This is a genomic window from Chitinophaga ginsengisoli (assembly GCF_003014595.1).
GTDB classification, from domain to species: Bacteria; Bacteroidota; Bacteroidia; order Chitinophagales; family Chitinophagaceae; genus Chitinophaga; species Chitinophaga ginsengisoli.
Genome location: NZ_PYGK01000007.1, coordinates 225,595 through 245,973, shown reverse-complemented (window position 1 = coordinate 245,973; position 20,379 = coordinate 225,595). Strand labels below are relative to the sequence as shown.

Genomic DNA, 20,379 nt, shown 5'->3' with positions numbered 1-20,379 from the left:
AAAGGAGCCAGACGACACCGAAAGTCAATATTTGGGGCACATTAACAAAAAGTTACATTATTTATCGGATTTACTTTATTAATCTCATAAGTAAACCATCGAATACTACCTTATCCTTCACTACATCTTTAAAAAACACATCATCCACTTCTTTAACAATACGATACGCCGCTCTTAGTGCCTGTTCACCGTTATCGGTAATTTTTAATTGCTTCGCACGACTATCTTCTGGATCTTTTATTCTTTCTATGATCTGTTTTTCTTCTAAAACTGCCAACACTTTAGAAGTCATCATTTTATCGGTATTAGCGTAATCCGCCAATTGCTGCTGGGTAACTGCTCCTTTCTTTTTATTCAACCAATATAGGCCTGCCATTAAAGAGAATTGAGTTAGCGTGAGCCCCATTTTTCCGAGTGCTCTATTCATGCTTAACTGCCATTGCATTGTCACTTGCCAAAGCAAGTACCCGCTGTTTTCCTCTGGTTCTATATAGGAGAATATCTGATCTTGTGTATCCATCTCATTTGCGCATATACGATTCAATCAAATCGAAATCATGTTTATTGATCTCAAAATAACCAGTTCTAGAGATATAACCCCACTTTTCTTGCCTTTAATAAATTCAAGATTGTCAATTAATGGTCTGATTTCAGCCTGCACTATGAAGGGTGTGGTCACGCGATGTGACCACTACCCAAAATTTTGTTGCTATCAATCTGCCTTGGTTTCCTGTAAAGTAATTGCGTAACCGTCAGGATCGGATATCACCAGGATTCTTCCAAACGGCGTTGGATGGATATCCTTGACAATAGAAATTTTTTCTCTATTTTTCTCCAGAAATGCATCCAGGTCGCCTATTCCAAACCAAACGGCTACTCCCCAACCTAGCAAATTTGCTTTGGAAAGTTCAATCATTGGCTTTCTGATAGCGAAAGCCGCCCCATTTTTTTGCTCAAAGACGATAGCATCGGGTGGCGATTTTAAAACCGGTTTAAAATCCAGAATTTCGGTATAAAATTTTCCGGATGCTTCAAGATCAGTCACTTGGAGTGAAACAAAGCTAAGTTGTGTTGGATTTGACATAGTTCTTATTTAGTTGTCGCGACTACTAAATTAAAGACTATTTTTACAATAAAAAATCTTTTTTAGGCCTGGATGGATTTGCCCGAACGTTAGCGGTAATAGAAAATTACAATGAGAATTCGCCTGTTTCAATATCTACGCGGGTAGCGAAAGGTGCTTTCTTCCGGATATATGGAACATTCTCTACCAAAGGAATACCTCCTGTCGTTGAGGCAGCTCCGGAAGCGCCTAAAATAGCCCCTCCAACAAGTCCTCCTGCAAGCCCTCCTGCAAATCCTGCGCCTACGGCTCTCCAGGCAATTGCAGTATTATTACGGCGTGAGATAGCAAGATAATTTACCAGATAGATACTAGTCTGATTTTGATCTATAGGAATGAACAGATTATAATACTGTTTAAGCAACATACCGTCTTTCCGCACTCCCCAGAATTTATCAATATAGGTTTTGTTTCCTGTGCTATCTGTATAAAAGAAGCGTACTACTTTTTTATCAAGATCATATGCGATATTAGTAATGGACGGTTTGTCGTTAATAAACTCCTGGAAAGTCAAATAAATGCCATCTGTATGCTCTTTTGCCTGCAAAGCAGGTACATTGTAGCGTGCTAATGCTTTTTCCCTTATTTCGGATATTGTATATCCAGTGTCGTTAGCTTGTGATGCTGAAGAAGATCTGGCGAATAATAGCTGTAATGCATCTGCTATGTTATCGCCATGTTTGTGCGTGACGTCCATGCCGCCTCTTATAAGTATGGTATCCAGTACTGCAACCTGTCTGAATTTGCCATTACTATCGCCGATATAGGAGATTGCTTTGAAATGCAGGAAGCCGCGCTCACTCATACTAAATGTTCGCTCACCTATACGTACCTCTTGTATAACCCAGAGGAGTTTTGTTGCACCCACTTTATATATGGGAGTATACCGTTTGTCTACAAAAGATTGCAGATATTCAGTAAGGGGCTTGTCTGCAGCTGCTGGCTTCCATTTATTGAACATGCCTGTTTGTATGTAACCTAATATGGAGGAGTCGCTTACTGCATTCATTATTTCTATGCGTGATATATCTATCCCGCTTGCAGCTACATTATTGGATGTTTCAGTATTGAAGTCTGGCAGGTAAATTTTAGTGAGTTTGCTACTGTCAATATCTATGGATTTGCTATCTGTCTTAAATGGGTCTTTGGCTTTACGATGATCGGATGTAGTCACGTTATCATCAGTATATTGTGCATTTGCAATAGTTGCAGAGAGCGTGAACATGGATACAAATAGCCAGCTAATATTTTTCATCAGGGATAATTTACAGTAATAGGTATAACGTATTTGGATACAGTCTATGGGTGGCTGTAATGACTAGCAAATCAACAGTTTTTTTATCTTTTTGCCAAACATTCAATATAAATCGGCTTTCGCTGCATAGATAATGGTAATCTCTATGTCTTTCCCCTTGTAAACCAACACGCTTTGAACATGATAAAGAGAATTGTGCCATAAGCTGTGGCACAAATTCCCTATCGCCCAACTTAATCTGAAAGAGTTCGATGATCTGAAGATTCTTTGGGGTCGAAGTAACCTTACATTACACTTACTATTCCTTAGCTTATAAATTATCTGCTAGCTGCCCCGTACTTTGGGCTGCGGGTTATCTAAAAATGCCTCAAAGTAGCTTAGCATGGATCCCATTTGAGAATGGTATCATACTTGCCATAGGTAATAGTATTGCAAATACAATGTTCTGAACCAAGGCAATGTTAGTAAGCAACTATCAAAAATGCTTGTCAGACAAGAAGTGAAGAAATCTATGACGCCAAGTGTGAAAATGATTTTTTGGGGATTATTTATGTTCAGTAGCCTTGTAGTGGGCGCTCGAACACCACCGGATACAGCTAAAAGCGAACAGAAAACTGTTTATCTTTTTAGTGGCCTTGGGGCAGACTCTAGTATATTTAAGAACCTTAAACTTCCGGGGTATCACAAAGTTTACATCACCTGGATCCCCGCGTTGCCAAATGAATCATTAAGCCAGTATGCAGGTAGGATAAAGAGCCAGATCACTGTTGAAAATCCAGACATCATCGGTCTTTCTTTCGGAGGGATAGTCGCCGTGGAAGTATCCAAGCAGGTAAAGGTAGATAAAATGGTGTTGATCTCTTCAGTCAAAACAAAGAATGAACTGAACAAGGTACAATTCTTCTTTATGAAACTGGGTTTATATAGAATCATTCCTGGTCCGTTAATACGACGTGCTAACTTTCTCACCTATCGGTATTTTGGCGCCCATTCAGAAAAAGATAAAAAGACATTGACGACATTATTGGAGCATACAGATGTTTCTTTTTTTCGTTGGGCACTGAAAAGTATTGCCTATTGGGATAATAAAGTTCCACCGGAGAGAACCATTCAAATACATGGCACAGCTGATAGAGTAATAACCGACAGGCATGTGCATCCCGATTATCGCATTAAGGGTGGAGGACATCTCATGGTTTTTAACAAAGCAGATACTATTAGTAAAATTATTAGACGTTACTTCCGTGAATAATATATGCTTCATCCTCAATGCAAGCCGAGAACAAGAAGACTATTAAACATCCACTTCCTTCAACATCATCCGAAGTTGTTTTACTGCACTTTTTTCATAGGCATCTTTTAACGAAACAATGGTAGTAGCTCTTATCACATTTTTATCTTTAATGGGTATCGCCACAAACTCTTTCTCTGGCACAACGGTTTCAATATGGATCGTATGCCAGTTTCCTGTTCTCACCAGATCCAGCATAGTAGGAATATCATTTACTTCAATAGCAAATTCGGGTTCCTGACCTTTAAACATTTTACGAATAAAATGTTTAGTGTTATAGCCTTGTGTGGCCAGCACCAGGGGTAGCCGGATAATCTCCTTCAACGTAACCGAAGTTTTACGGGCTATTCCGGATTTCGCTGACGTGATCAGTCGCATTGGAGAACTAAATAATTCTTCCGATTTAAACTGCTGTGAAAGGGTAAAATCCTTGAATATTAATACCATGTCAAGCTCAAACCGACCCAGCATTTCCAGTAATCCGTCCGATACTCCGTAGATAATCCTCACCTTAATTGCCGGGAACTTATTGGTAAACCGTATCAATGCCTGCGTAAAAATATTCCGGAGGCCATAGCTGACGCCAATGAACATAGTGCCTGTACTAAGGGCATTTAAATCGGCTATCAGCTGCAGACCGTCGTTTGCCTGTTTTATACTTTGGGATGCATAATCAGCAAATAATTCACCAGCCTCGGTAAGTACAATCCTGTTACCGACCCGGTTAAATAAAGGTGTTCCTAATTCGATCTCCAGCTGCTTTATTTGTTGTGAAAGTGTACTCTGACTGATATGCAAGCTCTGAGCAGCTTCCGTAAAGTTCAGCAGCTCCTTTGCCTTCAGGAAATATTTCAGTTGTCTCAACTCCATGGAGAATCGATTTTATCGATGGGTTGCATCGAAAAATAATGTTTTGACAATGTAGACATTTCTTTAAACTTTGCATCTTAAAATGTGAAAATCATAACTAAACAGACTAAAAATGGCATACGAATTCAGGAAAGCTCTTGTAACAGAACAATCCAGGATATGGGAAATCCTGGAACAGGCTATTATCCGCAGAAAAGAAGATGGCAGTAAACAATGGCAGGACGGATACCCTAATCCAGATGTCGTACGGAAAGACCTTGAGGCTGGGATAGGTTTTGTATTGACAGAAGGCGATACAATTGTCGGATATGCTGCCGTCCTGATTAACGATGAACCCACATATGCTGACATTGAAGGGAAATGGTTGACAAATGATGATTTTGTGGTCGTTCACAGAGTGGCTGTTGCACAAAACTATCTGGGGAAAGGTCTATCTGGTAAGATGCTCGGGTTTATCGAGGACTACGCCATTAATAATAATGTATATAGCGTTAAAGTGGATACCAATTTTGATAATATCGCGATGATGACGATCTTCGAAAAACTGGGGTATGTCTATTGCGGAGAAGTTTATTTCAGAGGTTCTCCAAGGAGGGCATATGAAAAAGTGCTATCGAAAACAAGGTAACCTTGGAGAAAATAGAAACTGTCATCATTCTACCCACAATACATTTTCAATCATCTTTCAAAAACAATAATAAAGTTCCGGTGTTATATGTCATGTGCTTTTGCCCAAAAAATAACCAAAACAACATATCAGATGGAACACCGACACCACCATTCCTGCACACATTGTGCCTGTAACAATCCCATTCTTACACTCCTTAAAGATGAGCTATTCAGCCCTGAGAACTTTGCTGCCCTCCCAACCACAAAGATTGCTGCGAAAAAGGAACAAGCACAGGCGTTTATGGTCACTGGTGGAACCATACGGCCAATGATCAACGGATCAGTGGAAACAGTACCCGCCATCGGCTTTGCAGATGGTTATGTCGTAGCTACCGGTACCGAAGAGCAGGTATACGCATTCATGCAGGAAAATCATCCGGGGTTTCTTTCCAGAGAACTGCAGGAAGGAAACACATTATTGCCAGGGCTGATAGAACCACACGTCCATCTTGTACCTACAGCGATGTTAATGGGCTGGACTGATCTGGGCGGATTTGATAACCAGGATTTGCGCCAGGACTATGACATCGCCTCGGTGAGCAGTATCATCAAAAAAGCAGTTGCTAATTTAAAACCGGACCAATGGTTCCTGGGAGCAGGTCTTGATCCTGCGTTAATGCCATTGCAGAAAGATAATACGGAGTTAATCACTATCGACATAGACCTTTTAGACAGTATTACCGTAGCTGCGCCTGTATTGATCATCAGCGCATCCATGCATACACTTTACCTGAACACACCTGCGCTGCAGTTAGTATGGAACTTTCCGGGAAACCTCGAATTGTTAAACACTTATTCCTCCTTCAACGATTACAGAAGCAAGACAAAAGGACAATTGCAACAGGCTGCGGAGATGAATCCAGCGCTTAAGACAATTCCGCCACCACAGAAAGCCGCCATGTTCCTGGAAGCATTTGTCAATCTGAAAACCATCTTTGATACCGCAAATGCCAGAGGAGTCACCTTTATGTACGATGCCGGTATGAATAACACACTAAAAGCCATGCTGGAGGCATATTTAGCGGTAAATACGGGTACTGTACGCATCGGAGCGGCCCAGGTATGTGATACGATAGATGATGCAAAGAAATTACCAAAGTTTCAAATTAAGCCTGGCTATGAAGACATATATCTGAGCCACGTAAAAGTAATTACCGATGGCTCTAATCAGGGATTGACAGCTTATCAGTCAGAACCTTATTTATGTAAGCCAGACAACAACTACGGTATATACAATTATGGGGGAAAGTATGATCAAATGCCGCAGCATCCGCCACTGGATTTCAAAGCGCTGATGGAGATTATCATCAGAGAGAAAGGCTGGCCTGTAATGATCCATGCCAATGGCAACCTTGCTGTCCAATTTGCCATTCAGGCACTTAAGGACTCTATTCCTGCACCTGCAGAGGGAATACGGCACAGAATTGAGCATTGTTCTTTAACAACCCAGGATGATTTAAACACGATGAAACAACTGGAGGTATCTCCAAGTTTCCTGATTGGTCACGTGGGTTATTGGGGATATGCTTTCCAGGAAGCGATCTTCGGGGAAAAATCAAGTATGCTTGATCTATGTAATAGTGCGCTGCAAAAAGGTATGCGGATAACACTGCATAGTGATAATCAGGTAAGTCCGCTGGGACCTTTGAGAATGATGGAGCAATCTATTACCCGCAGAATGGAGGCGGATCCTGAACGCGGTATCCTGAATGTGGCAGAATGTATCACTGCTGAACAGGGCTTGACTGCAATCACCTATGATGCTGCATGGCAGTGCTATGCAGAACAGTGGACGGGCTCCCTGAAAGTAGGCAACTTTGCAGATTTTGTTGTGCTGGAGCAAGACCCTCTCACAATGAAAAGACCATACATGAATATGCGGAATATCGGGGTGCTGGAAACCTGGGTTGCCGGTTCGCTGGTATATGGCAGTACGGTAAGTGAGGAAGTCAGTATCGTGTAAAAACTACCGCCACTGAGTACAAAGGCTCTGCAAATCAAATTTGCAGGGCCTTTTTTTGATTCCAGATCTGCCTTATACGTGTTAAGCAGACTCTTATGACTTATTGCTGAGTAATACACCTGTTCCGGACAATACCGTAAAGCAGATGTTAAAAACAATGTGTACAGGATAGGGCATTTTCCCAAGGATACCGCCGCAGGAGCAAGGGATATTGGTAAAAAAGAAATAAAGGGTGGACAGATAAAGACTGAAGATCGCCATCACAAAAAAGGATAAAAAGAAACCTAATTTTCTTGTGGCTGAAAAGTTCAGTAATATAACGATCAGCAGCTCCGTACCTATTACTCCTGGCGCCAGCAGATTCTTATCATATTTAACCAGCAGCGGGGATTTACTCATATCTGCCAGGAAGAGGGAGTAATCCATGCCTTTGAAAATAGCTGCATAGGTAAACAACATTGAGATGAGGATCACAATGACAGTAATGATATGCTTTTTCATTTGTTTGTGAGCTTAAAAAGAAGAATGTTATTTTCGTAAGCAGCGATCAGTGTATCTGCAGATTTAGCTAATTGCAGTATGGGTTTTCCCTGATAAGCAGGGAACCTGAAACTACGTTCATACTGCCCGCTCTGAATACTATATACATCTACTACCGGCCCTTTGTAGTTGCTCTTCACAGCATCCTGAGATATGACATAGGAAAGGACATACAAATGGTCGTCATCGGCTGCAGCAGTGGAATTGACAATCACAGATTTACTGGACCGCGTGTATATATTACCTGTTGGTACCGCGATATTAGAAGGAGGCGTATGATCAATGGTATATATCAGCTGCGTACTCTTATGTGTCTCATCATATTGTATAATCGTCGAGTTATAAAAGGAGATATAATATTGCTGTTGATGATGGCTGATATAAAAGCCATCCGCAGAGAGTCCGCCATCTTCAAAACGGGGGAATTCATATATCGTACTATCCAGTGTGGTGCTAAACTCCCTTAGCTTTAGCTGTGTGATCTTTTTACTGGTATCGAACCTTGTTTTCAGATAATAGCTTGTGTTTTTTCCCGGCCCATAGGTAGTAAGGCTGTCTTCCCTATCATCAAAGATATAGAAGGTATTCGCATCAATTTCCAGTCGTGTGACTATTCCATTGTTACTATAGAATGAGTCTATATGATGCGAATCAGTATTATATCTGAAGATTGTTTTTTTGCTATATACATATCCATAGATATTACCCAGAGCAGCTTTCATGATACTTACTCTTCCGGGAAACAGTACCGTATCTATGGGTTGTAACGTTAAGCTATCATAATTCCTTTTGTAGTTTGTAAATATTCTATCGGGTTCAGCTTCTTTGGCAAGGATATATGTGGTGATGATGGCGCAGGACAGCAGCGCTGATAGTATCAGTAGATCTCTTTTCATAAAGATAAGGCTGCAAGGGCAGCCTTAAACCTTTTAAATTTAGCGGAATAGTAATTTACTCAGGGGCAGATCTGTGTTTTGATGCCCCATGCGCCGGTAGAATTACATTTTATGTCTGGCTCGCAATGGCAGTATGCAATTGCTTTGGATTGACTTGCCTTAACGGCAACGGCTACAGTAGTGCCAACAGCGAGCACCAGCAGCAGAAAAGCTAACTTTTTCATGGCTTTCATTTTGGGTTAAAAAATTGTAACAGTGAATACTACAGGGTTACTAAGTGAAGCTAAGAAATACTTTTTGATTTTACAATAGGTCAAAATTTTTTCTATCTTTAATGCATTAAACGCACTTGTTGATCATATGCCATTTCGGCCACTCCGGCCACTTTTGCTTACTGTTCCAGTAGGCCTATGATTATTTTATCCAATTATCAACAAGTTTCATGAAAACACATACTACTATCGCCGTTGTAGGCGGCACAGGTAAATCCGGCCAATACCTCGTCAAACAATTACTCCAACAAAACTTTGCCCTTCGCCTGCTCGTCCGCGACCACGCCCCTATTTATCTGAATGATCCTAAAATCACGGTTATACGGGGAGATGCAAGAGACATAACTGCAGTCAAAGCGCTTGTAGCCGGCGCAGATGCTGTTATCAGTACCATCGGACAACGGGGCAATGATCTGCCTATATTCAGCGCAGCCACAGCAAATATTATCCGGGCGATGCAGGAGCAACATATTCAACGCTATCTTGTTACTACAGGGCTGAGCGTGAATACATTGATGGATCAAAAGAGTCCCTGGGTGATGCAGGCAACGGATTGGATGTACGCTCATTACCCCCAAACCACCAACGATAAACAAGCAGAATATGAATTATTGCAAAACACGGGGTTGGACTGGACACTCATTCGCCTACCCCTGATTGAATTGACAAATGATGCCCCCAACGTGACCGCCAGCCTGATTGACTGCCCGTCTAATAAGATCAGTGCAGCCAGCCTGGCCACGTTTCTGATTGGGCAACTGAGTGACAATACATTCAGTAGGGCCGCACCATTCATCGCGAGTGTAGCGTAACATAAAAACAAAAGGAGGTGTATCAGCGGTAATTGATACACCTCCTTGTTTTTATACTTTCAAGTGTTTCTATGCACTATTTCTTCATTGAATGGCCGGTAATACCAAACAAATGTTCCCCTCCCCCACAATGACATTACCGTGGCGTCAATCTTTGAAAAGCTATTTTCATCAATTAATGATGAGTTTGCGGATGCAACAGCTTAAAAAGCTCCTGTTGAAGATCTTCGTTTTTGAATCTATTCAATTTCTCTGTTTCAATCTCATACCAACCTTTCTTCGTACCTAAGGTTCCAATAACGAAGGAATGTCCGGCTTGTGCGGGTTCGCCGGTTTGGGGGTGCTTTTTTGAGAGCGTTACAATAACATCTTTGGATTTTGACATAATGTGAATATAACATAAAATCTGACATGCCGCTTGATTTACAACGTTTTATTTAAAACTAAACACTCTTTCGTATGCGCCATCTGTTTTTTGACCTGAGATATCTGATTCATAGCTACCTATGGTCGGGCGACTTTGTAGTTAAAAGATATTCTCTATCTTGTAGTATAATCTGACCCAATGTCCCTATTTAGCAAATTCTTCAAAAAGAAAGAAGATAAACCCGCTCCCCCTCCTCAGGAAGAAAATCCATTACCCTGGATCGCACCCGAAAACAATCCCTGGCGTCTGCATTTACTGGATCTGCGACCTGTTGCCGACAGAATGCTCTCCACGTCGAAAGATGAACGGATGGCGCAAAATGCGGTTTCTTATGGCTCAGAAGATGGACTTGTATTTCTCGGGCAGGCACCGGTAATACCAGTGGAAATGACAGCAAATCTTACATTCCCGGTAGACGGACAATTATATCCGGGCGTATTATTTACTCCGGAGGCCATGGAACACAAATGGGCGATATACTTCCATGACGACAAGCTGATATTTGTGAGAAGCTGGATGCGGCAGGTATACGTAGTGGCCCAAACCAGACAGGAAAACGGTATGCTCATTGTGGAAAGCGTCCAGGGCAGCTTTGGCGAAGAAAATCCTGCACATACCCTGTCGATCCTGCAATTCCTGATGACGGGCTATGTGCGAAATCAGATAGTACCCGTTCCTTTGCCGGAGGAAATTAAAAATGATACGCGGACAGCAGCCATGTGGAGCTTCTCTATGTTTGGCAAGCTGGCGAAAGTGGGTGTATTTGATGAGCAATTCAAGGCACAATCGGATATACCTGTACGTTCACACACACTGCTACATATCGCCGCTGCAAAGGGAGATCTGGCAGCTATTACAAGTCTGCATCAGAAAGGTTACAATCTGGATGCACGTGCCGGTGATGGTTTGACCGTGCTGCAATGGAGTATAAGTGTGGAGGGTACGGCTGTCCTGGAACATTTACTGGCATTAGGCGCCCATCCTGATGCGCGTTCCACAGAAGGCGCTACGGCATTGATGAATGCCGTGCAATCCAACAGATCTGATGCGTTACAACTATTGATAAAAGCGGGTGCAGATGTGAATGCAAAGGATGACCGTGGATTCACCGCTTTACACCGTGCAGCTGAAATGGGACATCTGGAATTAGCTAAAGTGTTGCTGGCAGCAGGTGCTGATAAGCATGTTGTCGCACAGGGGCATACACCTGTTTCACTGGCAGAAGCCCGTCAGGAGGCTGCAATGATACAGTTACTGCAATAAATTCCTCCGATGTTCTTCAACGTCGGAGGCGGCTAAACGATTTCCCTAATCAACACCAATTGGCTCGAAAAATTACTACCACGGTAAATGCCGGAGCTAATATCTCTGGCGTTTTTATTGTAACCTCTACTCAAAAACAACCCCGAAAATTAAAACCGCTCTGCATCATTACTTATTTACGAGAACCACATATCAGCCAGCCCCATATTAAAATTTGCTTAATTTCTCAGCAAGCCGGATGTATATCAATACTCATATATTACTTTTATTGCAATATATTTACCTTTTAGTATTATTTAGCCTATTTGTTTCCAGAAAATAAGGGACAACAAGCACACACACAACATATTAGGTAGAGCACCTATGTTATTGCCCAATGCAAATGAGATTTAAAACTATGCCCAAAAACTTCAAAAGGATACTACTGACAATAGTATCTATGCTGTCGATTCATTACAGTTTTTCAGCCGTTATTTATGTGAATATCAATAATCCGACACCCGGCACAGGTACCTCCTGGGCAACGGCATATAATGATCTGAATGCGGCAATTGCAGCCGCCCCAGCTTATAGTGAAATATGGGTGGCCCAGGGAACATATAAACCAACAACGGGTACAGACAGAACGATAGCCTTTACTTTACCGATATACATGACTGTATACGGAGGTTTTAACGGTACAGAAGTGAATCGTACCGATCGTAATCCTGTTGCATATCCTACTATCTTAAGCGGTGATATTGGCGTTCCCGGCGATTTAAGCGACAACTCTTATAACGTTGTACGTGCAACCCCTTCTGCTGTAAACGGTACAATTGTCGATGGTTTTACTATCAGAGATGGCAATGCTAACCAGGGATATCCGGGCAGTACTGCCATTCAACCTTATAATCAGGGTGGAGGTGTTACGTGTATATCATACAACCCAAACTGGACCGCTATTGACGCAGTAATAATCATTCAAAACTGCCATTTTACCAACAACTTTGCAGTATATGGTGGAGCTGTTTGTAACTTCACTTATGGCACCAGTGCTATGGCTCAAACATCTATGTTGAACTGTGTGTTCGATAACAACACCGCTGTAATGGGCGGTGGCGCCATGGCGCTTGTCTCCATAAATGCAGAAGTTGTATATAATTACATGCTGAACTGCGTATTTGTAAATAATAACAGCGGACCAGGTACAGCGTCCTGTATTGCAGCGATAGAGGATAATAACTCTTCTGCCGGCGCTATAAGCAGCTTCGTTTACAACAGCGTATTCTACAATGAAGCCGCTCCTGTTGCGACAAATGAAGAAAGGAACGGAGGAGTGGGTTATACCCGTTTTTATTATGACATATTATGGGGAACTACACCATATCCGGATAATACCTTTAACAGCGTCGGACATCTCACTTACGGTACCTGCGACTTTAACATCAATACACCACCTGCGGGGAACACCAATCTTGATCCTCAGTTCGTGGATGCAGCAAATGGCAATTATCACGTCGCACCATGTTCTCCTGTAATAGACTATGGTGGGTTTGCATTTTTTACGCCATGGAATGTAGACTACGATGGCAACGCACGTGTACAGAACAGCAGTGTAGACCTGGGTATTTATGAAACAAGTAAAACTGTTTCCTCTACGCCATTTGCAGCACCGGCTACTTATTGCCAGGGACAGGTTGTGACAGCCGATCTATCAAATAAAATAGCATTAGCAACCGGTACATTGAACTGGTATAGTAACAGTAACCTTTCAGCTTCAAGTTTACTGCCGGGCGCGCCAACAGCTTCAACAGCTGCCACGGGAGTGACTTATTACTATGTCACGCAAACAGTTGCGGGAACCTGTGAAAGTAAGGCCGCCAAACTTACAGTCACCGTAAATCCATCACCCGGTGCACCGGCCACCTCTCCAGTTGGTTATTGCCAGAATGCTGCATCTGTACCGCTAACAGCAACAATGACTACCGGCACCTACCTGAGATGGTATGTAGATAATACCACTCCTACCTGGCTGCCCGGAGCCCCTAGTCCATCTACAGCCACTACAGGCAATCAGACATGGTACGTAAGCCAGATAGGTACGAATGGTTGTGAAAGTCCCCGTGCAGTTATTACAGTGAGCACAGGTAGTGCGCCGCTGGCACCTGTAACAGCCCCCATCTCCTATTGTCAGAATGCCACTGCTGTTGCTCTGGATGCCACCGGCGATGCAGGAGCTACACTCAACTGGTATTCAACAGCGACCAGCACACCTGCCCTATCAGCTGCACCTGTTCCTGTTACCAACGTGGCAGCAACGACTGCCTATTACGTAAGCCAGACATCCTCCGGATGTGAGAGTCCGCGTGTGCCCCTGGCAGTCACCGTCAATGCAGCCCCTGCCGCACCAACCAGTACAAACACCTCCTATACATATTGCCAGTTTCAAAATGCTCAGGCACTGAATGCTACCGGTACAGGTCTTCAATGGTATAATCTCGCAGCGGGAGGAACGCCGTCTTCTTCAACACCGGTGGTACTTACTACCGGCACAGGCACTACGGATTATTATGTGAGCCAGACAGTTAATGGTTGCGAAAGCCCTCGTCTGGATATCAGTGTTACCGTGAATGCGGCTCCTGCGGCTCCCACCAGCACTAATGCTACGCCAGGCTATTGTCTGAATGCCACGCCTGCGGCGTTGCAGGCTACAGGAACTTCTCTCATATGGTATGATGCTGCTACAAATGGTAATGTTTATCCTGTTGCACCAACGCCATCTACTTCGAGCAGCGGTATCACGGATTATTATGTCAGTCAGACGGTCGGCGGTTGTGAAAGTCCACGGCTGAATATCAGTGTTACTGTGACTGATGCGCCAACTGCCCCCGTTACAACAGATGCTACTTATTGTCAGAATATGACAGCGACTCCCCTGACTGCTACAGGTAGCAATCTTTTATGGTATGATGCGGGGGGCACTGTATACCCTTCTGTTCCAACACCATCTACTTCCAGCACTGGCACCACAGATTATTATGTGAGCCAGACGGTTGCAGGTTGTGAGAGTCCACGCGCCACTATTGTCATTAATGTAAATGCAATACCATCAGCACCTGTAACCAGTGCTTTAACCTATTGTCAGAATACAAATGCAGCTGCGCTAACCGCTCTAGGAACTTCTCTGACATGGTATGATGCGCAAACAGGCGGTACTGCCTATGCTAGTGCGCCACAACCATCTACCGCCACTATTGGTGCTCAAAGCTTTTATGTAAGTCAGACGGTAAACGGTTGTGAAAGTCCACGCGCTCCCCTTGCCGTAACTGTTCAAAGTCAGCCGGCCGGACCAGCAACTTCAGACATCACTTATTGTCAGAATGCTCCTGCAACCGCCTTGACAGCAACAGGAAGTAGCTTACGCTGGTACTATAATGCGACTGGTGGCACAGGTTATCTTAATGCACCTACACCATCTACAACAGAAAGCGGAATCACTACTTATTACGTAAGTGAGTCAGGCGCTGCTTCCTGTGAAAGTGTACGCAGCCCGTTGACCGTCACAGTAAATCCATCTCCATCTGTAACTATCGCAGCTGTAAACAGGAGCTATTGTAAGAATACCGCTGTGCCATTAACTGCATCAGGTGCCAGCAGTTATTCATGGACGCCCACATTGTATCTTTCAGATCCTGCGATCAGCAATCCAACTGCTACGCTTACGCAATCCATCAACTACACTGTAACTGGTACGGACGACAACGGTTGCACCGGTACCGCACAGGTAGCATTAAACATCAGCGATAATTGTGGTGCGTATACAATGCCTACAGCATTCTCACCGAACGGAGACGGACAAAATGACCTCTTCCGTGTAGCGACTGAAAACAATCCTCAGGCATTCCACATGGAGGTCTATAATCGTTATGGAGGAAAGGTTTTTGAGACAAGTGATATCACTATAGGATGGGATGGTACGCAAAAAGGACTGCAGGTCCCAGTCGGTACTTATGCATATTTCATCACGATTAAAACAAGTGATGGATCGGTCACGAATAAAACAGGATCTGTTACATTGATAAGATAAAAAAGAAGAGGTTGTCTTAATGAAGGAATATAAGACAACCTCTTCTTTTTATGTTCAATAGCACTTTAGATTACCATCGTCTTTACCATCTTTTGCGCCGCTTCATCCAGCAGATTGGTCGCTCCCCAATCAAATATTTTATCAATAAGTTCCCTCAGGGAAATGCCAGAGGCGGTCAGATCATAAACGACTTCCTGAGGGTGTTTACTCTTCCTTATATCGCGGCTGATAAGTCCGTGTTTTTCTAAGTCCCGCAGCTGTTCTGTCAACACTTTCTTACTGATCTTCGGCATTTTCTTCTGCAACAATCCAAACCGGTTTACCCCGTGTTGAATCAAATAAAGGATAATAGGTTTCCATCTGCCGCTAATCAATTCAACTGTCTTTCCGACAGGGCAGGAATATGTATCGTATCCGATTGTATCCATCATGTCAATGAAGAATTATAATTTGATAGTTACCATCTGGTAACTTATTGATCGTCTTGTTCCAGCATTTTAATTTCGCTTTATAAAGATAAATTTATTATGCCGGATACATCAAATAGCCAACAGCAAAAAGTAACGCTTTTCAGTATTCTGTTAATGATGCTGACTTCTATTCATCACGTTTATGGAGCAATTGTTTATCATACTCCCTGGCGCCTGCATTTACTGTTTCTCAGTATTCCTGTGATTGCTCTTACACTGGTCTTAGACAGATTGCTTACCCCTACTCATAATAGGCCATGGATATTCAGGTCATATTTGGTACTTACCTTACTTGCTTCCATCATCCTGATCGGGGTATTTGAAGGACTATACAATCATGTTCTGAAGAATATTCTTTTTGCCGCGGGGCTTCCCGAAAATGCAATGGGAAAGCTATACCCACCTGGGATCTATGAAATGCCAGACAACCTGTTTTTCGAGATAACGGGAGTTTTGCAGGGGGGGATTGCAATTGTGCTGATTATTTACTTTATCAGGTTAATCCGAAACACGCATTATCAACACTAAAATATAAAACCTATGAAGGAATACCTTATTCTCCGGATATTATTAGCCTTTCATTTAGCTGGCCTTACAATTATGGCAGGTACAACTATTATTGACTTTGTCACATTTAAGACGTTCTGCCGCTTAACGGCTGAGGATACTAACAAAGCATCCGGCCTTCTGCCATTAATGTCCGTTTATGGTAGCCTCCTCAGAGTCGGGGCCGTGATACTGATGCTTACGGGAGCCAGTATGTTTATACTATTAAATGGCATCTGGTGGCAACAGTTATGGTTTAAGATAAAAATGGGGCTGGTTGTTTTGCTTATATTGAATGGAATGCTTGTGGGTAATAAAAACGGTATCAAGCTACGAAGTATGGCATATGAAGGCCTGCCGGACCTTGTTCGACGAACAGCGGATGTAAGAGATAATTTAAACAGGTTCTATATTACCCAGCTGGTGATTCTTTCCCTGATCATTTTATTGAGCGCTATTAAATTCGACAGGAACTGAATGTAGAAGCGGGAAATAATCTTATACAAGATAAGAAGGATCAATGGCTGTCCATTTATAATGACTTCTTGTACACTGTATTTCCCCTTTTCCGGGGATTGTTCTTTGTACTGATATAAGTTATATTAGTAAGGACAGCATATGCCTCATCAAAACAAAACGATTATGAAAAAAGAAACTAAGAAATTAAAGCTGAATAAAATAATTATTGGGAAACTGAGTGGAAATGTACAAACAGAGAAAAAAGCGCCCACAATAGGTGACTGGACTTGTGCTCTTACCGTCAGGACTTGTGCATCTTTTGAGTTTACATGCTGACCTTGTCCCTTAAGAACACTCCCTCATTGCAGTGCGGCTGACCGTAAAGCCAGCCGCGCTGTTTTTTACAGTGGGTCTGGTGAGCTAAATCCATGATCTTATGCCAACACCACCGTCTCAAACCAATATTTGAAAAAGTTGTGGATCTTTTCACTAGTGCCACTAAGTGCATCAGGTTTCTGTATAAATGAACTGGCGCCCAGTGCATAACATTCCCTGGCGAGTTTCTGATCTTTTGACTCCGACAATATAACCACAGGCAAATGCCGGTAATCCGCATTCGCTTTCAATTGTTTTAATACTTCCCGTCCATCCAGAGGAGTGATGTTAAGGTTGATAAGTATCACGGCAGGGTACGGCAGATTTGAACGCCGGCACTCATCCAGGTAACTAAATAAACCCTTGCTATTATTTAAGAATTCGAGATGCACTTGATATTGCTGTTCTTCAAATACAGTACTGGTTAGAAACCGATCGTCCGGATCGTGCTCCAGCATCAAAATCACAGGTAGAAAGATGTCTGACATTGGCTAAAAAATTGTAATGAATATTAACGCAAGTTACTACCCTTTGTATTATCAGAAGCCGGCAACTAAAATGGGAAATTTAGGATTATATTTTTTGTCATTATGAAAAAAAATGCTAGCTTAAAGCATTAGAAATCAATTGCCCAGGTGGCGAAATTGGTAGACGCACTGTGTTTAGGTCTCAGCGCTCGCAAGGGTGTGCTGGTTCGAATCCAGTTCCGGGCACGTAAAAGCTCTGTAAGTATTTGATTTACAGAGCTTTTTTATAGCTTCAATGTCAATAATTCACTGATTTTAACGCATTCTACCACTATTGACACATAATTGACACACCGAATTTGTGGCTGCACTCTACCTGGCAACCCGTCCCAAAACTCTTGAAAAGAATCTCAAGAACATTTCAAATCGACGTACAAACATCCTCAACCGCTTTGCGGCCCAACTGCCGTTTAAAATGTTCAATTGGCAGACTAAAACTTGCTAATCTGTCAGGTGCTGGCAGGAATTCCGATAGAAAAACTAACAGTTTCTTTCTACCTCTAGTTCCCCTTAATTCACTTATCCATTGGCGTCCCTTCCAAACCACTTACTATTCTGCAACATCCTTCTGGCACGGCACATACATTGATGTCTACCATCTATACGCCCAAAGCTATAACGATATGAGTAGATGAATGCTTAAACAGAAAAGGTGACAAAAAAACTTCTTCTATGACTATGGTCGTAAGCCGGACCTGGGTTAACAATAAAAAATTCTATCCGATTTTCATTTTATTAATACTGGCTTGTTTTGTTTTATCAATCAGCCAGATAATCGACAAAAATTTGACAATATTATATTTTGTATTAATTTGCATAATTTTTTTTTACAAAATGGCTTATGCGTTTATTAAAAGATAATATAAAAATCGTTCACTTTTCTTTATTACTAAGTTGTCTTAACTTCTTATTCTTTCATTTTCCCTTTTTCAAATTTATTTTTAATAATATTGATTATAAAAGTTTTAACGGCATTACCATTATTATTTGTTTTATTATTCTAATGCTGGTCGCAAATGCTTTTGCCTTTTTTTTGATGTTCTTTCTATTACGCTTTGTAGGAAAAATTATCCTGGCATTATGCTTTATTGTCAACGCAATTGCAGTTTACTTTATTAATACTTACAGTGTTATAATAGATGGTGGCATGGTCGGCAATGTGCTAAATACCAATTATGCTGAGGCGGCTGGTTTTTTTTCCATAAAATTACTACTCTATGTAATTCTGCTTGGTGTTATTCCTGCCATTATTATCATTAAGGCCAAAATAGCATATGTAACATTCAAGCGATTTTTAGTCATCGCTTCAGCTACTTTATTATTTATGTTAATTGTAGTATTTGCCAATGCCAAAAATTGGTTGTGGGTTGATAAAAATTCGCCAGTATTAGGTGGGCTTGCAATGCCGTGGAGTTACACAGTAAATCTTTCTCTGCATTTTATACATAAACACCAGGAAAATGAAAAAGAAATATTATTGCCAGATGCTACCATAAAAGATAACCGGAAATCGGTTGTAGTCTTAGTGATAGGAGAATCCGCCAGAAGTGAAAATTTTTCTTTATACGGGTACAGTAAAAATACGAATCCGTTTCTTTCAAAAACCCCTGGTGTATTTCATTTTAATGCTACCTCTTGCGCCACCTACACTACTGCAGGTGTAAAGTGTATTTTAGAACACAAAAATACCGGCGATTTGTATGAGATTTTGCCCAATTATTTATATAGAAATGGCGTAGAGGTTGTCTGGAGAACCACAAACTGGGGAGAACCACCCGTTCATATAAAAAACTACCAGGGCAGAGAAGCGCTGATGAAAGATTGTAAAGGCGACGGATGCAATTACGATGAAGTTCTTTTGAGTAACCTGAAAGAGCAAATAGCGGCAAGTACAAAAAATAAGGTATTGATAATATTGCACACAAGTACAAGTCATGGACCTGAGTATAGCAAAAAATATCCGCCCCGGTTCGAGACTTTTAAGCCAGTGTGTAATAGCGTTGAATTAGCAAAATGTTCTAGTACAGAACTGGTCAATGCTTATGACAATACGATTGGTTATACCGATTATATTTTATACAATGTAATTGAAGATTTAAAACAATTAAAGGAATATAAAAGTGCAATGATTTTTGTTTCCGACCATGGAGAATCTTTAGGAGAAAAAAATCTATACATGCATGGTATGCCTTTAAGCCTGGCGCCGAAACAACAATATGACATTCCTTTTATAGTTTGGACATCTGATAACAGTTTAAAACAACTGAAAACAGAAAATTCATTGTCACAAGACTATGTATTTCACAGTGTTTTAAATTTTTTGGGCATACAAAGTCCTGTTTATAATGAAGAATTGAACATTTTTAAATAGCGGACGACTATGATGAATTCCGGTTGACGTGGAAGATAACCTGTCCGCTTCTCCCAAATACTGTGCTAGACATTCCAAAGTATGGGAAAGCTTTGGCACGGAGCGAATGAGTGAGGACGATGCTCTGTCCATATAATATCGGATTTGACCGTTTCCATTATTTACGAACTTTCACATGATAGCC

19 protein-coding genes and 1 tRNA gene are annotated in these 20,379 nt (G+C 41.8%); 10 read left to right on the top strand and 10 right to left on the bottom strand.

What is annotated here, in order from left to right; genetic code table 11:
* Positions 1-70 precede the first annotated feature (70 nt).
* The 3 genes from CLV42_RS18730 to CLV42_RS18720 all read right to left on the bottom strand — a co-directional run bounded on the left by CLV42_RS18730 (position 71) and on the right by CLV42_RS18720 (position 2,378).
* Positions 71-520 (bottom strand): MarR family winged helix-turn-helix transcriptional regulator, encoded by a 450-nt coding sequence (locus tag CLV42_RS18730; protein WP_106603455.1) that lies wholly within the window; start codon positions 518-520, stop codon positions 71-73.
* A gap of 192 nt (positions 521-712) precedes the next feature.
* Positions 713-1,084, bottom strand: coding sequence for a VOC family protein (locus CLV42_RS18725; protein ID WP_106603454.1), 372 nt, complete (start codon positions 1,082-1,084; stop codon positions 713-715).
* 106 nt (positions 1,085-1,190) lie between these two features.
* Positions 1,191-2,378: a hypothetical protein gene (locus tag CLV42_RS18720; RefSeq protein WP_106603453.1), complete on the bottom strand. Its 1,188-nt coding sequence runs from the start codon at positions 2,376-2,378 to the stop codon at positions 1,191-1,193.
* A gap of 481 nt (positions 2,379-2,859) precedes the next feature.
* Between CLV42_RS18720 and CLV42_RS18715 the strand changes: the two genes are divergently transcribed.
* Positions 2,860-3,630, top strand: coding sequence for an alpha/beta hydrolase (locus CLV42_RS18715; protein WP_106603452.1), 771 nt, complete (start codon positions 2,860-2,862; stop codon positions 3,628-3,630).
* A 42-nt stretch (positions 3,631-3,672) separates the two neighbouring features.
* Here the strand turns inward: CLV42_RS18715 and CLV42_RS18710 are convergent, their stop codons facing one another.
* Positions 3,673-4,539, bottom strand: a complete 867-nt coding sequence (locus CLV42_RS18710) for a LysR family transcriptional regulator (protein ID WP_106603451.1) — start codon at positions 4,537-4,539, stop codon at positions 3,673-3,675.
* Positions 4,540-4,651: 112 nt separating this feature from the next.
* Here CLV42_RS18710 and CLV42_RS18705 point away from each other — a divergent pair, with 112 nt between their 5' ends.
* The gene (locus tag CLV42_RS18705) at positions 4,652-5,167 is read left to right on the top strand and encodes a GNAT family N-acetyltransferase (protein WP_106603450.1); all 516 of its coding nucleotides are present in this window, start codon (positions 4,652-4,654) and stop codon (positions 5,165-5,167) included.
* Between the two features lie 132 nt (positions 5,168-5,299).
* The gene (locus CLV42_RS18700; protein WP_170117565.1) at positions 5,300-7,171 is read left to right on the top strand and encodes an amidohydrolase; all 1,872 of its coding nucleotides are present in this window, start codon (positions 5,300-5,302) and stop codon (positions 7,169-7,171) included.
* Positions 7,172-7,264: 93 nt separating this feature from the next.
* Here CLV42_RS18700 and CLV42_RS18695 read toward each other — a convergent pair whose 3' ends face one another.
* Genes CLV42_RS18695 through CLV42_RS33950 form a run of 3 tightly spaced genes read right to left on the bottom strand, consistent with a single transcriptional unit; the run spans position 7,265 to position 8,831 of the window.
* Positions 7,265-7,672, bottom strand: a complete 408-nt coding sequence (locus CLV42_RS18695; protein ID WP_106603448.1) for a MauE/DoxX family redox-associated membrane protein — start codon at positions 7,670-7,672, stop codon at positions 7,265-7,267.
* Positions 7,669-8,607, bottom strand: a complete 939-nt coding sequence (locus CLV42_RS18690) for a hypothetical protein (RefSeq protein WP_106603447.1) — start codon at positions 8,605-8,607, stop codon at positions 7,669-7,671. Before CLV42_RS18690 ends, CLV42_RS18695 begins: the two co-directional genes overlap by 4 nt.
* Positions 8,608-8,666: 59 nt before the next feature.
* On the bottom strand, positions 8,667-8,831 hold the full coding sequence (locus CLV42_RS33950; protein WP_170117564.1) for a hypothetical protein: 165 nt from the start codon (positions 8,829-8,831) through the stop codon (positions 8,667-8,669).
* A gap of 218 nt (positions 8,832-9,049) precedes the next feature.
* On the opposite strand from CLV42_RS33950, the gene CLV42_RS18685 reads away from it, so the two are divergent.
* Positions 9,050-9,691 carry an NAD(P)-dependent oxidoreductase gene (locus CLV42_RS18685; protein ID WP_106603446.1) on the top strand — a complete coding sequence of 214 codons (642 nt, stop codon included), beginning with the start codon at positions 9,050-9,052 and terminating at the stop codon, positions 9,689-9,691.
* 175 nt (positions 9,692-9,866) lie between these two features.
* Here CLV42_RS18685 and CLV42_RS18680 read toward each other — a convergent pair whose 3' ends face one another.
* Positions 9,867-10,076 carry a hypothetical protein gene (locus CLV42_RS18680; protein ID WP_106603445.1) on the bottom strand — a complete coding sequence of 70 codons (210 nt, stop codon included), beginning with the start codon at positions 10,074-10,076 and terminating at the stop codon, positions 9,867-9,869.
* 180 nt (positions 10,077-10,256) lie between these two features.
* On the opposite strand from CLV42_RS18680, the gene CLV42_RS18675 reads away from it, so the two are divergent.
* Together CLV42_RS18675 and CLV42_RS18670 are read left to right on the top strand one after the other, a co-directional pair.
* Positions 10,257-11,381 (top strand): ankyrin repeat domain-containing protein, encoded by a 1,125-nt coding sequence (locus tag CLV42_RS18675; RefSeq protein WP_106603444.1) that lies wholly within the window; start codon positions 10,257-10,259, stop codon positions 11,379-11,381.
* A 397-nt stretch (positions 11,382-11,778) separates the two neighbouring features.
* The gene (locus CLV42_RS18670) at positions 11,779-15,447 is read left to right on the top strand and encodes a gliding motility-associated C-terminal domain-containing protein (protein WP_170117563.1); all 3,669 of its coding nucleotides are present in this window, start codon (positions 11,779-11,781) and stop codon (positions 15,445-15,447) included.
* A 65-nt stretch (positions 15,448-15,512) separates the two neighbouring features.
* Here CLV42_RS18670 and CLV42_RS18665 read toward each other — a convergent pair whose 3' ends face one another.
* A complete protein-coding gene (locus CLV42_RS18665; RefSeq protein WP_106603442.1) occupies positions 15,513-15,878 on the bottom strand; it encodes a winged helix-turn-helix transcriptional regulator in 366 nt (121 codons plus the stop codon).
* A 96-nt stretch (positions 15,879-15,974) separates the two neighbouring features.
* On the opposite strand from CLV42_RS18665, the gene CLV42_RS18660 reads away from it, so the two are divergent.
* Positions 15,975-16,445: a hypothetical protein gene (locus tag CLV42_RS18660; protein ID WP_106603441.1), complete on the top strand. Its 471-nt coding sequence runs from the start codon at positions 15,975-15,977 to the stop codon at positions 16,443-16,445.
* A 12-nt stretch (positions 16,446-16,457) separates the two neighbouring features.
* Positions 16,458-16,940 (top strand): hypothetical protein, encoded by a 483-nt coding sequence (locus CLV42_RS18655; protein WP_106603440.1) that lies wholly within the window; start codon positions 16,458-16,460, stop codon positions 16,938-16,940.
* A 416-nt stretch (positions 16,941-17,356) separates the two neighbouring features.
* On the opposite strand, the gene CLV42_RS18650 is transcribed toward CLV42_RS18655, so the two are convergent.
* A complete protein-coding gene (locus CLV42_RS18650) occupies positions 17,357-17,785 on the bottom strand; it encodes a response regulator (RefSeq protein WP_106603439.1) in 429 nt (142 codons plus the stop codon).
* A gap of 141 nt (positions 17,786-17,926) precedes the next feature.
* Between CLV42_RS18650 and CLV42_RS18645 the strand changes: the two genes are divergently transcribed.
* Positions 17,927-18,010: transfer RNA gene (locus tag CLV42_RS18645), tRNA-Leu, on the top strand.
* Between the two features lie 655 nt (positions 18,011-18,665).
* Positions 18,666-20,195 carry a phosphoethanolamine--lipid A transferase EptA gene (gene eptA / locus CLV42_RS18640; RefSeq protein WP_106603438.1) on the top strand — a complete coding sequence of 510 codons (1,530 nt, stop codon included), beginning with the start codon at positions 18,666-18,668 and terminating at the stop codon, positions 20,193-20,195.
* Positions 20,196-20,379 lie beyond the last annotated feature (184 nt).

Coding starts and splice junctions, on each gene's coding strand:
- CLV42_RS18710 (WP_106603451.1), bottom strand. CDS start 4,539: ATGGAGTTGAGACAACTGAAATATTTCCTGAAGGCAAAGGAGCTGCTG.
- CLV42_RS18665 (WP_106603442.1), bottom strand. CDS start 15,878: ATGATGGATACAATCGGATACGATACATATTCCTGCCCTGTCGGAAAG.
- CLV42_RS18655 (WP_106603440.1), top strand. CDS start 16,458: ATGAAGGAATACCTTATTCTCCGGATATTATTAGCCTTTCATTTAGCT.
- CLV42_RS18730 (WP_106603455.1), bottom strand. CDS start 520: ATGGATACACAAGATCAGATATTCTCCTATATAGAACCAGAGGAAAAC.
- CLV42_RS33950 (WP_170117564.1), bottom strand. CDS start 8,831: ATGAAAAAGTTAGCTTTTCTGCTGCTGGTGCTCGCTGTTGGCACTACT.
- CLV42_RS18700 (WP_170117565.1), top strand. CDS start 5,300: ATGGAACACCGACACCACCATTCCTGCACACATTGTGCCTGTAACAAT.
- CLV42_RS18670 (WP_170117563.1), top strand. CDS start 11,779: ATGCCCAAAAACTTCAAAAGGATACTACTGACAATAGTATCTATGCTG.
- eptA (WP_106603438.1), top strand. CDS start 18,666: ATGCGTTTATTAAAAGATAATATAAAAATCGTTCACTTTTCTTTATTA.
- CLV42_RS18660 (WP_106603441.1), top strand. CDS start 15,975: ATGCCGGATACATCAAATAGCCAACAGCAAAAAGTAACGCTTTTCAGT.
- CLV42_RS18725 (WP_106603454.1), bottom strand. CDS start 1,084: ATGTCAAATCCAACACAACTTAGCTTTGTTTCACTCCAAGTGACTGAT.
- CLV42_RS18695 (WP_106603448.1), bottom strand. CDS start 7,672: ATGAAAAAGCATATCATTACTGTCATTGTGATCCTCATCTCAATGTTG.
- CLV42_RS18680 (WP_106603445.1), bottom strand. CDS start 10,076: ATGTCAAAATCCAAAGATGTTATTGTAACGCTCTCAAAAAAGCACCCC.
- CLV42_RS18720 (WP_106603453.1), bottom strand. CDS start 2,378: ATGAAAAATATTAGCTGGCTATTTGTATCCATGTTCACGCTCTCTGCA.
- CLV42_RS18690 (WP_106603447.1), bottom strand. CDS start 8,607: ATGAAAAGAGATCTACTGATACTATCAGCGCTGCTGTCCTGCGCCATC.
- CLV42_RS18675 (WP_106603444.1), top strand. CDS start 10,257: ATGTCCCTATTTAGCAAATTCTTCAAAAAGAAAGAAGATAAACCCGCT.
- CLV42_RS18650 (WP_106603439.1), bottom strand. CDS start 17,785: ATGTCAGACATCTTTCTACCTGTGATTTTGATGCTGGAGCACGATCCG.
- CLV42_RS18685 (WP_106603446.1), top strand. CDS start 9,050: ATGAAAACACATACTACTATCGCCGTTGTAGGCGGCACAGGTAAATCC.
- CLV42_RS18715 (WP_106603452.1), top strand. CDS start 2,860: ATGCTTGTCAGACAAGAAGTGAAGAAATCTATGACGCCAAGTGTGAAA.
- CLV42_RS18705 (WP_106603450.1), top strand. CDS start 4,652: ATGGCATACGAATTCAGGAAAGCTCTTGTAACAGAACAATCCAGGATA.